Below are 16,781 nucleotides of genomic sequence, written 5' to 3'. Positions count from 1 at the left end.
AGGCTAAGTATGACTAAGGTAGGGACAGGAAGTCCCGTCTGAAAGTGAGCGATATACAAACTTGTTTCGGCAGAGCGTGATTTAAAAAATTCACGGATGAATTTTTTAATAAAGGACAAATTAAGATACTTCGCCTTAAATACTGAAATAAGTTATTTTAAAATTATGAAATTATATAATACAAAAAGCCTGCTTATTTTCATAAGCAGGCTTATAAAATATTATAAATCATTAAATAATAATCCTGTTGCTAATTTTGGATAGAAATAAGTTGATTTTTGAGGCATAACAAGACCGCTTTCAGAAACATCTCTGATAGATTCCATATTTTCCCCATTTAATATAAATGCAACTGAAGAATTTTCTTTTTTATAATCATCTATTTCTTCCCAGCTTTGAATAAAATGAATACCTGCTTTTGCAAGCAGCCTTTCGTCGCTGTATTTAAAATAGCCTTTTAACACTAAATCTTCTAAAAGGTATGTGCTTACTTTTCTATATACTGGGTGCTGCTTTTCAACAGATTCCTGTAATAAATTCATACCATATATTCCCTGCTTACCATAGTATACCCATGCTCCAGGAATATTTATATTATCTTTTAAAAATTTTTCTGCACTTTCTCTTGATTCTAATTTACATACTTCAAATAATGATGAGGCATATTCAATAAAATCTTTATCTTCAAAATTGTCTGCAACATCTATAACTCTATGAGTAGGGAATACTTTTAAACCTTCATCCATAAAGTTCACAAACATCATCATAACATAATCATAATAACGCTCTTCCCCCTCTGTAAGACCTTCTTGAACACGCATATCATCTCTGTATTTTAAAGCTGTTTCATACCTGTGATGACCATCAGCAATATAAATTGCTTTATCTCTCATAAAGCTTTCTATTTTTGTAATAGAGTTTTCATCAGATATTGTCCATACAGAATGTTTTACACCAGTTTCATCAATAGCTGACGCAGAAGGCATTGCTTTTTTCACATCATTAAATAATACTGAAAGCCTGTTTTCATTATCCTGATATAAGCCAAAAATTTGTGAAAAATTAGCTTTTGATGCTTTCATAAGCTCATATCTATCAGCTTTTGGACCTGAAAGTGTTTTTTCATGTGGGAAAACTTGACCTTTGCCAAATTCTGATAATTTTAAAGCTCCAACAAACCCAGAACGGACATAAGTTTTACCGCCATATTCATACACCTGTTCATAAAGATAGAAAGATTTATCTTGACCTTTTATCAATATACCTGCATCTTTCCATTTACGATATAGATTACCAGCAACAGCATATCTGTCGTCATCTCCAACAGGTAAATCAATTAAGACCACATTGTAAGGAGATTTAGCTGCATAGGCAGCTCTCATTTCTGGTGTAATAACATCGTAAGGTGGTGTAATAACATTTTTTAATAACACTTGTTCAGTATCATATCTTACGCCTCTAAAAGGCCTAACAATAGCCACAGTATTGCCTCCTGCTATAAAGCTAAAAATTAAAATTAGATTTCTTTAATCTATATAATCTAAACATTAATTGTCTTTTTATCATATTAAGATAATCATTACAAGTATATTTTGCCTAGATTAGTTTATTTTATTAATTTAGCAAATTTTCTTTTGCCAACTTTAAGTATTCCTTCATGTTCTGGTGCAGTAGTTAAGTCATACACTTTTTCATTTTCAAAATGTATACCGCCCTGTTCTGCAAGTCTTCTTGCTTCAGATTTAGATGACGCAAAATTTAATGCTAGTATAATATCTAAAAAGCAGCCTTGTATTTTATATTCCTGAATATCTGTTGGAACATTTTTATTTGAAAACACTCTTACAAACTCTTCTTCTGCTTCAACACCTGCTTTTGTGCCATGATAACGGGAAACGATTTCTTTTGCCAGGTTTTTCTTAGCTGTCATTGGATGAAAATCGCCAGTTTCTATATCCTGCTTCATTTTTTCTATGTCTTTTAAGCTCATATCGCTTAATAATGTGTAATATCTAAACATTAACTCATCACTTATAGACATAAGTTTACCAAACATATCTTTTGGACTTTCTGATATGCCAACATAGTTACCAAGAGATTTACTCATTTTCTGCACGCCGTCAAGACCTTCAATAATAGGCATAGTAATTGCAACCTGTGCTTCTTTTCCATACTGCCTTAATAAATCTCTTCCTACAAGCAGATTAAATTTCTGGTCTGTTCCACCAAGCTCTATATCTGCATTCATATTTACAGAATCAAAGCCCTGCATTATGGGATACATAAACTCATGCATACCAATAGGCTCGCCAGATTTATATCTTTTTTGGAAATCATCCCTTTCTATAATTCTTGCTACTGTAAATTTTGCCATTAAAGATAAAGTTTCTTTCATAGTTAACGGCTCAAGCCATGCAGAATTAAAGCATATTTTAGTTTTTTCTGGGTCTAATATTTTAAATACCTGCTCTTTATATGTTTCTGCATTTGCTAATACCTGCTCTTTTATAAGCGGTTTTCTTGTCTCTGATTTGCCAGTAGGGTCACCAATCATACCTGTAAAGTCACCAATTAAAAATGTAACATTATGCCCGAGCTCTTGAAAATGTTTCATTTTCTGCAGCACAACAGTATGACCTAAATGTAAATCTGGTGCTGTTGGGTCAAAACCTGCTTTTACATTCAGTGGTCTATTTTGTTTTAATTTTGCAATTAAGTCTTCCTCTGAAATAATCTCTGCTGTGCCGCGTTTTATAAGCTCTAACTGGCTTTCAATATCATGCATGAGCAATCCTCACTAAATTAATTTATTATAAAACTGCTCCAGTTGTAACTGTTAAGCAGTTCCTCAAAAAATACATATATTATAGCTGATACACCAAGCATTGGTGCAAAAGGTATTGGATAGTTTCTATCTTTTGTTACTGTCACCACTACTATACCTGCCACTATTCCAAAAAATGCTGCAAAAGTTAAAATAGCAGGTATTGAACCAAGCCCTGTAAAAGCACCTGCCATTGCAAAAAACATAAAATCACCTTCCCCCATACCTTCTTTATGCCTGATTAGAGAATAAAAATAAGCTGGGAAAAAAAGCACTAAATATCCCGCTGCAATACCTGCAAGATAATAAGCAGTATAGCCTTCAAAGAAAGCAAATATAAGCCCTGCTAAAATACCAAGTGCAATATAAACTGTTGGTATCATACCAGTTTCAAAATCTCCAGTAGATGTATATATATCTGTTAGTGAAACTACAAGAACTAAAAATATAAATATAACATACTTAAAAAACATTAATGATAAACCAAACTTTAAATAAATTACAACAAATAGAAGTGATGAAAGAATTTCTGTAAGCGGATACATTATGGGTATACTTTTTTTGCAGTGCCTGCATCTGCCTTTTAATAAAATATAACTGATTACTGGTATGTTATCTTTCCATGAAATATTTTCCATACACTGTGGACAAAATGACGAAGGCTTTACTATGCTGATATTTTTTGGCACACGCATTATTAATACATTCATAAAGCTGCCAAAAACTAAACCAATAATGCCAATAAAAATAATTAATAACACATTCATCAGCTGCTCTTTTTCATATATCTTAATATTTCTGTGCCATTAAATGCAAAAAAAACAAGCCCACTTTTTACTGCATAATTTATACATTCTTTAAGATTTGATACAGTAACTCTTTCAGCTTCCAGAGCAACAGCTTTGCTGCCACACTCTAAAGCATATCGTAAAAGAGATAAATCTATTAATGGATTTATACTTTCGTCACTTTTAGAATGCTTGCCTGAAATAACTATTACAGCTTTTCCATTTGCAAAATGACAGCCTCTGCTGATAGTATCAAGCCTGCCTTCAAATGCTTCAACTGCCATTATAGTATTATTTTTTACAACAACAGTCTGACCTGCATCATTTCTGCCTATATCTTTACTGATATAGTATCCAAAAGCAGTATCTGATAATATTTTTTTATCCGGCTTTACTTTTGAATAAATGCCTGCAGTTATTGGTGCCTGATTTTTTTGCTCCATATATTTACTATAACTCTACTTGCCCAAATATGCCTTTGCGTAAAAGTTCATCTGTTTTAAGAGCAACATTTAATGAAAGTAAATCATGCTCAACAGTAACTGTTCTTTTTGTTTTACCTGTTACACAGTTAATAAAGTGCATTATTTCGCTTTTTAATGGATTTTCTTTATATACAAATAACCTTTCTTGTATGAATTCATTTTTATATCGTAATTCTTTTTCACTAAAAGTCTGCTGAGTCTGCCCCTGACGATAAATATTTATATCCTGAGTAGTAAAATCAAGTTTATAAAGAGCATTATCTTCATAAACTGTCATAAACCTTTCTTTTATCTGGCTCATACGGCTCACATATAAATTTGCAACAGCATCATTTTCAAAAGCAATATTTACTGATGCAAAATCAGCTAAATCAGTATGAACTTTTGAGCCCACAGCTTGAATTGCTTTCACAGGACTGCCAATCAGATTTAACACTATGTCAATATCATGTATCATTAAATCAAGAACAATACTATCTGCTTTAAAGTTAGGATTAAACTGAGCAACCCTTTTTGTTTCCACAAATCTTGGGTTTTCTGTAATTTTCCTAATTTCCTGCACTGCACCATTAAAACGCTCCACATGACCAATATGGAGAACTAAGTTTTTTGATATTGCAATATCAAAAAGCTCACGAGCATGGTCATAGTTAGTTGTAATAGGTTTTTCTACAAGTAAATGTTTACCTGCAAGCAGACAATCTTTAGCTATCTCATAATGAAATCTTGTTGGTGCTGCAATAGTGACTGCATCTACATAAGGAAACATTTCTTTATAATTAGTGTAACCCTGCACACCAGTTTTTTCTGATAATTCATTTACTAAATCAGGGTTTGCATCACAAATACCCATCAATTTAACATCACTAATATCACTGTATAAATTTAAGTGATATTTTCCCATTTTACCAAGTCCGATTAAACCTACATTCAACATATTAACACCTCTATAAGTGAATACCAATATTTATCATTATCCAGTCAGAAAATACTGCTTATGAAACAGTGCAGCAAATATAAACAACTAAACTCTTGTTATTCCTCTGCGGGAAGATTCTTCTATAAAATTTCTAAAAGTAACAATTTCATTAAACTGTTCTAATTCTTTTAATTTTTCTTTTGCAGCATCTAATGTATATGACCTGTCAAGAAATATTTTTAAAGCACGAGCAAGCTCTCGTCTAGCTTCGCTTGATACTCCACGCCTTTTTAAACCAACCACATTAAGCCCTGCAATTCTGCCTTTAACTGGGTTTGCTGCAATACAGTATGGCGGCACATCTAATGAAATATGGCTCATACCTGCAACCATAGCCATTGTGCCAACATGAACACCTTGATGTATTCCTGCATAGCCAGAAATTAATACATAGTCATCAATATGAACATGACCTGGTATCATAGATGCTACAAGTGTAACATTATTTCCAAATTTACAGTCGTGTCCAATATGTGATAAAGCCATAATCATACAGCCATTGCCTATCACTGTTTTCCAGTCTTCTTTTGTGGTGGCTCTGTGAATTGGAGCAAATTCTCTAATTAGACAGTCTGTGCCTATGATTAGTTTTGTATCTTCATTTTTAAAGGAATAATCCTGCGGTGCACCACCCACATGTGCATTTGGAGATAAAATAGTTCTGTCCCCTATCTCTGTATGACATTCTACTATTGCATTCATACCTATTTTTACATTTTCACCTATTACACAATGTGGTCCAACATAAGCATTTCTGCCTATCTCTGCACTTTCTGCTACTATTGCACTTTTATGCACTTCTGCACTTGGGTGTATTGCCATATATTCCCCCTGATTTACTTTAAGGCTGCAGATAATTCAGCTTTTACAGCTAATTTATCATCAACTTTTGCAAAAACATTAAACCACCAGATACCCATTTTCTGCTTAACAAATTCTGCTTCCAGTATAAGTCTGTCCCCCGGTCTTACAGGGTGTGAAAATTTAACATTATTTATACCTGTAAATAATGTTTTAAGTCCTTCTTTATATGTGCCGTCTTCTTTCATTTTTAAAATTCCAAATATACCAGAAATCTGAGCAAGGGCTTCTATAATTAATACTCCCGGCATAACAGGAAAATCTGGAAAATGACCATTAAAAAATTCTTCATTTATTGTCACATTTTTATAACCAGTTATCTTATTATCAGTTATTTCTGTAACTCTATCCACAAGTAAAAATGGATACCTGTGAGGAAGTATTTGCTTTATTTCATCTATTTCTATTATTCTATTTGTCAAGATTCTTAACCCTCCGTTTTAATTCAGGCAGCTCCTGAAAAACTGCATGAGATTTCGCAAACCTGCCAAACTCCATACAAGGTGTGCCAAGATACATACCTTTTTTTTCAATACTTGCTGGCACTCCACTTTGACCGCCAAACATTGAGCCTGAGGCTATTGTAATATGGTCTGCAAAACCAACCTGACCACCTGCTATAATAAAATCTCCAGCTTTAATACTGCCGCTGAAACCAACCTGACTTGCAATTAAACATGCTTTACCAAGATGAGTGTTATGACCAACCATAACTAAATCATCAAGTTTTGTTCCAAAACCTATCTCTGTAGAGCCAATTGTTGCCCTGTCTATGCAGGCATTTGCACCAATTTCTACAAAATCATGCAGTATAACAGTGCCTTTTTGTGGAATTTTTATAGGATTTTCGTCAGGTATAAACCCAAAGCCATCTGCACCAATAACTGCTCCTGCATGAATAATTACATTATTTCCAATAGTAATATTTTCATACAAAGTAACATTGCCATATATTATGCAGTTTTCGCCTATTGTAACATCATCACCAATAACTACATTAGGATAAATTTTTGTATTTTTACCTATACGAACATTTTTACCAATTGATACGAAATTATCAATATGACATGGTTCTGCAATAACTGCACTTTCATCTAATGCTGCAAATTTTGAAATATACTGCTTAACCTGCTCTGCTGGATAAATATATGACAAGATTTTAACAAGTGCAGGTCTTGCATCTTTAACAATAATTAAAGGCTTATCTGTTTCAATATTTAAGCCTTCTGTTACAATATATGCTGATGCTGCACCTTCTTTTGCATATTTAAGATACTGTTTTGAAGAAATAATACATATTGAGCCGCTTTCCTGATTTTCTGGAGTGCAGAAACCAGTAATTTCAATATCTTCTCCCTGCAAAGAGCCGCCTAATAAAGTGGCTATATTAGAAAGTTTAACTTTTATATTATGATGTGCCATGAAAAGCTTACCTTTTATTTAGTTCCTTTTTTTGACCATTTAATATCAAATCTTGAAATTATATCACTTGTAATATCTACTGACTGGTTTGCATAAGCCATAATATCTGGACGCTTAATGAAAATAATATCATATCCCTTTTCTTTTGCATAGTCAGATATAACTGGGTCTAATTCTTTAAAAAGTTCATCAAGTTTAATAGCCTGTTTAGTTTGCAATTCTGTCTGTAAATCTTTTTGCAGCCTTTCAAGTTCAACACTTTTTTTGTTTAATTCAATGTTTTTATCTTGAAGAGCTGCTGTAGAAAGTGATGCTTTCTGTTTATTAATACTATCTGCCAGCTTTTTAACTTCTGCATCTTTTGACTGTAATTTTTTAACAGCTCCTTCTTCTAATGCTTTTAATTCTTCAACAGCTTTCATACCTGCCTTTGACTGTAATGTAACTGCCTGCATATCAATAACAGCTGTCTTTCCCTGTGCTAAAACAGTATTAGCTGCTAAAAAGCAAAATAAAACTACTAATAATAAAGATTTTTTCATTGTAATCTCCTATTTTTTGTATTCTAATCTATTTATTTTTATTAAATATTTCTAATAGTTATAGCATAAATCTTCAACACAGGCAAGTTTTTAAGAAAATTAATTTTATTAATTATCTTAGAATGTTCCACCAATAGAAAATTCAAATTTATATGGCTGTGAAGTATCATGGGCTTCTCTATTAAGTTTATAACCCCATTCTATCCTAAAAGGTCCCATAGGTGTAACCCACCTTAAACCTACACCCGCAGTAAAAAGCGGCATTTTGCCAAAATAATTTTCAGTTTTAGTATCTACTGCCTGTCCCATATCTACAAATATTACACCTTTTAACTTAATATCCTGTTTAATAGGGAAAATAAACTCTGCATTTACTTGATAATATGCATCGCCGCCATATCTGTGACCATCTCTGTCAATAGGGCTTATATCACCATAATCATATCCGCGGACACTGTTAATACCACCAAGACGGAACCTTTCGTCTATAGGTAAAGGCACTCCATCTTTAATAGATGTGATATAGCCAGCTTCGCCATGCAGCATAAAGCCAAGTGCACCATTTAAAGCCACAGGAAAATACTGAGTAGTTTCTGCACCTATTTTAAAGAACTGAGCATCACCACCTAAAAAACTGCCTGCAAAATCAAAGTAAAGCTGGCTTTTATTTCCTCTTGTAGGGTCCATTGGATTATCAAGACTGTTCCACATAATAGATGGAGAAAAACTGTGTGTTTCAAGCATACCCTGCTGCTGTCTTACATAGTAAGATGCATCGTCCTGTATATCAAATATATCTACTGTATAAATAGAAAATCTATAATTCATAAAAAGTCTGCGTTTTATAATAGAATGCCCTAAACGCAATGCTCCACCAATAGAACGCCTGCTGTATTCATACCATTCCCTTTCAAGAGAAAATAAATCAATACCAGCTGACACTGGCCAGTCAAAAAGCCATGGGTCTGTATAGCTGAAATAAAAGTCCATTCTTTCCTGAGATATTTCTGCTCTTAATGAAAGAGAATGTCCCCATCCCATAAAGTTATTACGGGATAACTGCACCATACCTAAAAGACCATCTATTGTTGAATAAGCTGCACCTAAACTAAATGTGCCTGTGGACTGCTCTTTTACTGTTACATCTAAATCTACCACATCTTTTGTAACATTTCTTTCAGCTATCTGCACATTTTCAAAATAGCCAGTTCCCATTGTATTAGCTTTTGCTTCACGGATAAGACGGCTGTTATAAAGAGCCCCTTCCATCTGGTCTATCTGCCGTCTTATTACACGGTCATTTGTAACGGTATTGCCCTTAATATTTATTCTGCCAATATGAACAAGGAAACTTTCTTCCACTTTATATGTAATATCAACTTCTTTTGTTTCATCATCAAGGTTAATTACAGGCTCCACATTGGCATAAGCATAACCAATAGATGTATATGCTTCTGTAAGTTTTGCAATATCTTCCTGATACTGTCTAATATTAAACACATCTTTTGGCTTTAATTTAATATATGCTGAAAGCTCTTCCTTTGAAAGTTTTTCATTACCCATAAGGTCTACAGAGCGGACAAAATACTGGTCGTTTTCCTGCACTCTGAAATAAAGGCTTGCTCTATCTGGAGCATCTTTTTCATAAACTAATTCAGGATGACCAACAGATACTTTTGCATAACCTTTTTCAAGATAGAGCATTCTTATTAATTCTCTATCTGCATCCATCATTTCCTGTGATATTTTACCACTGCTTGTAATAAAAGACCAGAAGCCACGCTCTTTTGTTGGAATAGCTGCAATTATTGCATCTCGTGTTATATTATCATTGCCATATATATAAATATTATAAATTTTCGCCTTTGGTTTTTCTTCTATATCAAAATAAATATCAACACTGTTTACTGTTCTTGGCTCTATTCTAAAATTTACCTTAGTGCCATATCTATTTTCTTCTTCATATACTGTTTTGATTTTTGTTAGAGCTTTTTCAAGACTTGCAAAACTTAATACTGAACCAGTTTTAAATGGAAAATCTTCCTTTAACTTAGAATTTTTTACTTCCTTATTACCCTTAAATATAATACTTCCAACAATAGGCATTTCTTCAAGAATATATGTTAAAACAAATTTATCACCATCAACAGATAAATCACCATCTATATTTAAAAAAAGACCTGTGCCATATAATTTTTTTATGCTTTCATTAAATTCTTTAATATCAAACTCGTTACCAGCTTTTATAAGGTATGGAGTAATTCTTGTATCAGGAATTCGTTTATTTCCTTCAAAACGAACTTCATCTATAACAGCAGCATAAATATTATTTATATTAAAAGATATTATTGCAATAACAGCTGTAAAAAAAATAAGCCATATTCTTTTCGTCATTATAATTATTGCTCCAGTAAGTTTAAAATTTCTTTTATTCGCACATGCTTTGCTCTTGATAAACTTTTATTTGCAACAAGGCGTGCAGTTGATTCCATAATAGTTTCCACTTCACAAAGGCCATTTTTCCGCATTGTTTCTCCAGTTGATACTAAGTCCACAATCAAATCAGAAAGACCTGCAATTGGTGCAAGCTCTATTGAGCCGTAAAGTTTAATAATATCTACCATAATACCTTTTTTAGCAAAATACTCTTTTGTTATATGTGGATATTTTGTAGCTATTTTCATATTCTGCCTGTAAGAATTATCTCTGCCTGCAATGCCTGCAGAACAAAGCCTGCAAAAGCCAAAACCTAAATCCATAAACTCATAAAGAGGGCTTTTGCTTTCTGCAAGCACATCTTTTCCTGCAACACCAAAATCAGCAGCCCCATATTCTACATAAGCAGGTATATCAGTATTTCTAATTAATAAAAAACTTATATCATTTTCTTCATCTGTAAAAATAAGCTTTCTGGAATCAAAATCCACAACATCATCTCTACAAATACCTTTTTTTATAAATAATTCAAGAGTTTCTTCCGCAAGTCTGCCTTTTGGCAGTGCTACTCGTATTGTATTACTCATTATCTTCTGTCCTGACTATTTTTGCACCAAGGCTGTTAAGTTTCTTTTCAAAACCTTCATAACCCCTGTCTAAATGATATATTCTATGCACTGAGCTTGTATGGTCTGCCATAAGTGCAGCTATAACAAGCCCTGCACTGGCTCTTAAATCAGATGCCATAACTGGTGCACCACTGAAAGCTGTCACACCTTTTACTACTGCATTTGAATCATTTAATGATATATCTGCTCCCATTCTTTTAAGCTCTGGAACATGCATAAATCTGTTTTCAAAAATAGACTCATTTATAACTGATACCCCGTCACTTTTAAGCATTACTGCCATAAATTGAGCCTGCATATCAGTTGGAAAAGCAGGATATGGTGCTGTCTGCACATTTACTGCTTTTATTTTACCATTCATTTTTGCATTAATTGTTTCATTATCAATAATATTTACTTCAAGACCTGCAAGGCGAAGTTTTTCTATTACAGCATCAAGAGCATATACAGGACATTTTTTTAATGTAATATCGCCGCCTGCACCTGCTACAGCACATAAAAATGTGCCTGCTTCAATTCTATCTGCCATAACTTGATGGTCTGCACTGTGGAGGTTAGAAACTCCATGTATAGTAATTGTATTTGTTCCATCACCTTCAATTTCAGCACCCATTTTACGAAGAAAATCTGCTAAATCCTGCACTTCTGGCTCTTGTGCAGCATTTTTTAATATTGTTGTTCCTTCAGCTATTGCTGCCGCCATCATAATATTTTCTGTGCCTGTAACTGTTACTTTATCAAATATTATTTCTATGCCTGTTAATTTTTCACATTCAGCAAATATATAACCATCTTTTACTTCTATTTTTGCACCCATTTTTTCAAGAGCTGCAATATGCAAATCAACTGGTCTTTCTCCAATTGCACATCCTCCGGGAAGTGATACTTTTGCTTTGCCTTTTTTTGCAAGCAGCGGACCTAATACTAAAATAGATGCACGCATTGTTTTCACAAGCTCATAAGGTGCTTCAAAATCTTCTGTATCATTATTTATTAAAACAGCACTGTTATTTTCAAAACTGGACTCTATACCAGCATTTTTAAGAAGTTTAAACATTGTGTTTATATCTCTTAAAGCTGGAATATTGCTTATATGGTATCTGCCTGCTGCTAAAATAGTTGCAGCAAGAATAGGCAGTGATGAATTTTTTGCACCGCTTATTACCACCTCGCCATGTAATGCTGGACAGCTTTCTATAATCAGTTTTTCCATTAAATACCTCTTTTACTGTTTTTAACTACAATTACTCTGTCATTATTAATGTAATCTTTCACACACTCTGCATAAAGGTTACATTCAGCAGCATAATCACAAATACTGCCTGCCTGATATGCCCCTATTTCAAAAAATATTATTCCGTTACTTTTACACAAATTTTCAAAATTACTCAATATTTTTTTATAAAAAATCAGCCCATTATCATCTGCAACTAAGGCATGATAAGGCTCTTTTTTTACTTCTTCCTGCAATAAATCATATTCATTTTCTGATATATATGGAGGATTGCAGACTACTATATCATATTTTTGTTTAGTAGTATAGTTTAATATATCACTGCATACAAATTCTATATTTTTTGTAATATTAAATTTATCTGCATTTTGTTTTGATACTTCAAGTGCTTTATCATCTATATCTAAAAGTGTTAAAAAAGATATATTAAGCTCCTGCATTAAAGTTAAACCTATTGCTCCGCTTCCAGAACATATATCTATAAGCTCTATATTTTCTGCCCGTCTGTATCTTTTAATTACTTCTTCAATTAATATCTCAGTTTCTACCCGCGGTATAAGAGTGTTATGGTTTATAATAAACTCTCTGCCGTAAAACTCACGCCTGCCTGTTATATATGCAGCAGGCTCTCTTTTTTCAAGAAGCGATAATACATATTCTGCCTTTTCATTATCTATTTCTTTATTATGAGCATACTTTGCCTTAGAATAATCTATACCAAGCATAAAGGATATTAAATCATAAACTTGAGAAACAGGCAGATTATATTTTTCTGCCCTTTTTATAAAGCTTTTGACAATCAATATTATAATCCAGCACTTTTTAATCTTTCAGCCTGATCATAAGATGCCAATGCTTCTAAAATATCTTCCAGTTCGCCTTCCATAACTTTATCAAGGCTGTATACTGTTAAATTTATCCTGTGGTCTGTAAGCCTGTTTTGTGGAAAGTTATATGTTCTTATTCTTTCAGAGCGGTCTCCTGAGCCAACCTGAAGTCTTCTTTCTTCAGAACGCTCATTTTCTGCTTTCCTGATTTCTTCTTCTAAAAGTCTTGACTTCAATAACTTCATAGCCTTTTCTTTATTTTTTATCTGGCTTCTTTCATCCTGACATGTAACCACTATATTTGTAGGCAGGTGAGTAATACGAACTGCTGAATCAGTAGTATTTACATGCTGACCACCTGCACCACCTGAGCGGTATACATCAATACGCAAATCTTTTGGTTCAATCTGCACTTCCACATCATCTGCTTCAGGAAGAACTGCAACAGTGCATGCAGAAGTATGTATTCTGCCGGAAGATTCTGTATCTGGAATACGCTGCACACGATGACCGCCGCTTTCATATTTTAACTTGCTGTATACAGATTTGCCACGAATTGCAGCAATTATCTCTTTATAACCGCCAACACCTGTTTCATTCATTTCAACAATTTCAAATTTCCATCTATTAAGCTCTGCATATCTTGTATACATTCTAAAAAGATTTGCAGCAAAAAGTGATGCTTCATCGCCGCCTGTGCCTGCCCTTATTTCAAGATATATGTTTTTATCTGCATAAGGGTCTTTTGGTAAAAGAAGAAGTTTTAATTCATGCTCTAAAGCAGGAATAGTCTCTTTTGATTCCTCTATTTCCATTTCTGCAAGCTCTTTTAATTCTTTATCATCACCTTTTAATATTTCATAAGCATCTTCTAATGACTGCTTTACTTCTCTTAATCTTAAAAAAGTTTCTACAATAGGTCGTTTTTCTGCATGCTCTTTTGAATATTTTGCAAAAGCATTCTGGTCTTTTAATATTTCAGGGTCAGAAAGTATGGCAGTTAATTCGTCATACCGTGCAGCTACTTCCTCTAATTTATCATACATATTCTTTTATCTCCTAATATTAATTACAATATTCCACATTTTCAGGCTTTTGATATGTTTCATCATCATCTTTTCTTAAAGCCTCTTTAATAGATACAATAGCAACTTCAAGCATGGAATCATCTGGCTCTCTTGTAGTAATATGTTGAAGCCAAAGCCCCGGTGCTATTAATATTTTTACTATAAAATTATCTGCATACCTGCCGCTTAATTTAAGTATTTCATAGCTAATGCCTGCTATAAGCGGCATAAAAATAATCCGTGAAGAAAGTTTTATTAAAAAATGAGAATCTTTTGGGATTAATGAAAATACAAAAATAGAAACAATTAACACAATAAGCAGAAAACTTGTGCCACATCTTGGGTGAAATCTACTCATTTTTCTTGCATTTTCAATTGTTAACTCCTGACCCTGTTCATAAGTAAATATGCACTTATGTTCTGCTCCGTGATAAGAAAAAACTCTTTTTATATCTTTCATTTGAGATATTATTAACAAATAAAGCACAAAAAATATTATTCTTATAACACCGTCTACAAAATTAAACACTAAAAAAGAATGCTCAACAATAGGAAACAGTTTTTTAGATAATTCAGTAAGCTGTAACGGAAGATATAAAAATAATAATATACCTAAAAGCAAACCTAAACCCATTGAAAAAAAAGTTTCTAATTTAGATGATTGACCCTCTTTTTCAAATTCATCAGGCATTGCTTTCTCTGCTGAAAAATTCAATGCTTTTATTCCTAATACTAATGCATCATAAAGACCTATTAATCCACGAAGAATAGGTTTCTTTAATATTTTATTGGAATCAAGCTTTATATCATCTCTTTTAACTGCAATTATGCCATTAGGCTGGCGGACAGCTATAACAAACTTATTCGGTGCTCTCATCATAACACCTTCTATGACAGCCTGCCCTCCTATATTTTTCTTTTTTTCACTCATTTTACTCACCTTTTTATTATTTCATTAAAATATACTACTTTTTTTAAATTTCTTAAAAATCTGCTTTAAATATTAGTTGAATTAATACAATAATAAATACCTTTTTTACAAAAAGACACTTTTTCTTCAAGAATAATAATATGAAATATATAAGGGACGCTAATGTTTTTTAAGAGCAGCTATACGCTTGCGAACAAGTGCAGCCTGACCGCAGGTAAATTTTCCTTCCGTGCAGCCTTTATTACAACAGCCGGGACCTGCTTTTTCAAATACAGCAGGTGCTGTATCATAACATAAAGCAAGCATTTTATCAGAAAGCTCTCTTATTTCCCACTGAGCTCTGTTACATAACCTTAATGCAAAAAAATGTAAAAGCTCTCTTGCATTCATTGTAACAATAATTTTTGTTTCACATGCATTAGGCAGCACATACCTTGCATCTTCTGATGGAATATCAAGGGCAGAAAGTTTATTATAACATTCTGCTATCTGGCTCATAGCATTATTAAAAATTTCAAGAGCTTCACTGTTATTCTTAATAGTGTGCGGTATAATATATGGAAATTCAGCTCCTGCTTTAACATAACGCTGAGATTTCTGTGAATAGCTTGCAAGCCTGTGGCGGACAAGCTGATGAGTTAATGCACGAGATACACCCTCTATGCCAAATGAAAAGGAAATATGCTCAAAAACAGAAAAATGACCCATACCAATTAATTTTTGTATAAAATCAGTCTGCTCCGCACTAGACACTTTTTTCTGCAAATCAGAAAGCTCTGCTCCAGAGTAGCAAAGTTTAGCTGCCAGTGCTGCTATCATTTCTGGCTCTGCATTATGCTGCAAGAGTTCTACTTTTAATTCTGTATTTTTTTGCATTTAATTTCCTGCTTAATACTAATGAATATAAATACAGCCTATAAATATTATAAGCTGTAATTATATAAAATAAACTATTTTTTGCCTTTTTTATCTGCTTGTTTTTGTGCCTGTTCGTATTTACGCATAAATTTTTCAACTCTGCCGGCAGTATCAACAAATTTTTGTTTGCCTGTGTAAAATGGGTGGCAGTTAGAGCAGATTGCAATAGATGTTTTAGTAGTAGTAGAACGAGTTTTATGCTCTGCTCCGCATGCACATTTAAATACTACTTCATGATAATCTGGATGAATTCCTTGTTTCATTATTAGGGCTCCTTATTATATTTGACGGTTTCTGACCGTCATAGTCCTTTATAAAGTAGATACTCATATCACAATATAATATAAAATTCAAGATATTTTTTTAATATTCTCACTTTTCAGTATCACAGTAAAGTATCTTTATGATTTTTTTAGTAAATCCATGTATATAATTTAGATTTTTCGCTTTATTTATCCTTTATTAAAAAATACTTTCCAGCTGCGAACTTTTCATTCCATCACTGCTTGATCAGAAAGTCCTTGCGTCGCACAATATACTCCCCTTGAATTTAAAAAATAACACTTGGTCACAGTAAATGCTCCAGTCGCTTACTTTCAGACGGCTTGTTCTGATCCTGTTTCCGTATCACATATATAATTATAGATTTTTCGCCTTTAAAAATTAGGCTCAAAATGACAATATGTGAATTATTGTGATAATTATATATAGTTCAACACAATAACTATGAGTATAAAACAACTTATTAATGATAGTAGCTGTTGCGATTATGTTATACTGAGCCTGAAAGGCGAAGTAACTAAAAAGATAAGACAATTTAAATATATTATACTATACT

General features: G+C 33.0%; 17 protein-coding genes. All 17 read right to left on the bottom strand.

Annotated features, from left to right (window positions below):
• Nucleotides 1-221: 221 nt before the first annotated feature.
• On the bottom strand, nucleotides 222-1,481 hold the full coding sequence (locus N508_RS09835) for a DUF1015 domain-containing protein (RefSeq protein ID WP_023276907.1): 1,260 nt from the start codon (nucleotides 1,479-1,481) through the stop codon (nucleotides 222-224).
• A gap of 125 nt (nucleotides 1,482-1,606) precedes the next feature.
• Entirely contained in the window at nucleotides 1,607-2,785 is a 1,179-nt protein-coding gene (gene tyrS, locus N508_RS09830) for a tyrosine--tRNA ligase (RefSeq protein WP_023276906.1), read from the bottom strand.
• Between the two features lie 17 nt (nucleotides 2,786-2,802).
• Nucleotides 2,803-3,591: a prepilin peptidase gene (locus N508_RS09825; RefSeq protein ID WP_023276905.1), complete on the bottom strand. Its 789-nt coding sequence runs from the start codon at nucleotides 3,589-3,591 to the stop codon at nucleotides 2,803-2,805.
• A complete protein-coding gene (gene lpxI, locus N508_RS09820; protein ID WP_023276904.1) occupies nucleotides 3,591-4,055 on the bottom strand; it encodes a UDP-2,3-diacylglucosamine diphosphatase LpxI domain-containing protein in 465 nt (154 codons plus the stop codon). Before lpxI ends, N508_RS09825 begins: the two co-directional genes overlap by 1 nt.
• Nucleotides 4,056-4,062: 7 nt before the next feature.
• Nucleotides 4,063-5,034, bottom strand: a complete 972-nt coding sequence (locus tag N508_RS09815; protein WP_023276903.1) for a Gfo/Idh/MocA family oxidoreductase — start codon at nucleotides 5,032-5,034, stop codon at nucleotides 4,063-4,065.
• Between the two features lie 87 nt (nucleotides 5,035-5,121).
• The gene (lpxA, locus tag N508_RS09810) at nucleotides 5,122-5,898 is read right to left on the bottom strand and encodes an acyl-ACP--UDP-N-acetylglucosamine O-acyltransferase (protein WP_023276902.1); all 777 of its coding nucleotides are present in this window, start codon (nucleotides 5,896-5,898) and stop codon (nucleotides 5,122-5,124) included.
• 14 nt (nucleotides 5,899-5,912) lie between these two features.
• Entirely contained in the window at nucleotides 5,913-6,359 is a 447-nt protein-coding gene (gene fabZ, locus N508_RS09805) for a 3-hydroxyacyl-ACP dehydratase FabZ (protein WP_023276901.1), read from the bottom strand.
• Nucleotides 6,349-7,359: a UDP-3-O-(3-hydroxymyristoyl)glucosamine N-acyltransferase gene (gene lpxD, locus N508_RS09800; protein WP_023276900.1), complete on the bottom strand. Its 1,011-nt coding sequence runs from the start codon at nucleotides 7,357-7,359 to the stop codon at nucleotides 6,349-6,351. Before lpxD ends, fabZ begins: the two co-directional genes overlap by 11 nt.
• Nucleotides 7,360-7,373: 14 nt before the next feature.
• A complete protein-coding gene (locus N508_RS09795; protein WP_023276899.1) occupies nucleotides 7,374-7,901 on the bottom strand; it encodes an OmpH/Skp family outer membrane protein in 528 nt (175 codons plus the stop codon).
• A 117-nt stretch (nucleotides 7,902-8,018) separates the two neighbouring features.
• Nucleotides 8,019-10,295: an outer membrane protein assembly factor BamA gene (bamA, locus tag N508_RS09790; RefSeq protein ID WP_023276898.1), complete on the bottom strand. Its 2,277-nt coding sequence runs from the start codon at nucleotides 10,293-10,295 to the stop codon at nucleotides 8,019-8,021.
• 5 nt (nucleotides 10,296-10,300) lie between these two features.
• On the bottom strand, nucleotides 10,301-10,924 hold the full coding sequence (hisG, locus tag N508_RS09785; protein ID WP_023276897.1) for an ATP phosphoribosyltransferase: 624 nt from the start codon (nucleotides 10,922-10,924) through the stop codon (nucleotides 10,301-10,303).
• Complete coding sequence (gene murA / locus N508_RS09780; RefSeq protein ID WP_023276896.1) at nucleotides 10,917-12,179, bottom strand: UDP-N-acetylglucosamine 1-carboxyvinyltransferase; 1,263 nt, start codon at nucleotides 12,177-12,179, stop codon at nucleotides 10,917-10,919. The genes hisG and murA overlap by 8 nt, the downstream gene beginning before the upstream one ends.
• Nucleotides 12,179-13,003 carry a peptide chain release factor N(5)-glutamine methyltransferase gene (gene prmC, locus N508_RS09775; protein WP_023276895.1) on the bottom strand — a complete coding sequence of 275 codons (825 nt, stop codon included), beginning with the start codon at nucleotides 13,001-13,003 and terminating at the stop codon, nucleotides 12,179-12,181. The genes murA and prmC overlap by 1 nt, the downstream gene beginning before the upstream one ends.
• A gap of 2 nt (nucleotides 13,004-13,005) precedes the next feature.
• Nucleotides 13,006-14,073, bottom strand: a complete 1,068-nt coding sequence (prfA, locus tag N508_RS09770; protein WP_023276894.1) for a peptide chain release factor 1 — start codon at nucleotides 14,071-14,073, stop codon at nucleotides 13,006-13,008.
• 19 nt (nucleotides 14,074-14,092) lie between these two features.
• Nucleotides 14,093-15,025, bottom strand: a complete 933-nt coding sequence (locus tag N508_RS09765) for a DUF1385 domain-containing protein (protein WP_023276893.1) — start codon at nucleotides 15,023-15,025, stop codon at nucleotides 14,093-14,095.
• A gap of 159 nt (nucleotides 15,026-15,184) precedes the next feature.
• Entirely contained in the window at nucleotides 15,185-15,901 is a 717-nt protein-coding gene (gene thyX, locus N508_RS09760; RefSeq protein ID WP_023276892.1) for an FAD-dependent thymidylate synthase, read from the bottom strand.
• Nucleotides 15,902-15,975: 74 nt separating this feature from the next.
• Nucleotides 15,976-16,206: a 50S ribosomal protein L31 gene (rpmE, locus tag N508_RS09755; RefSeq protein WP_023276891.1), complete on the bottom strand. Its 231-nt coding sequence runs from the start codon at nucleotides 16,204-16,206 to the stop codon at nucleotides 15,976-15,978.
• Nucleotides 16,207-16,781: the final 575 nt, after the last annotated feature.

The organism is Mucispirillum schaedleri ASF457 (assembly GCF_000487995.2).
Lineage (GTDB): Bacteria > Chrysiogenota > Deferribacteres > Deferribacterales > Mucispirillaceae > Mucispirillum > Mucispirillum schaedleri.
Note: the sequence above shows the minus strand (reverse complement) of the source record. Positions and strands in the feature narration are given on the sequence as shown.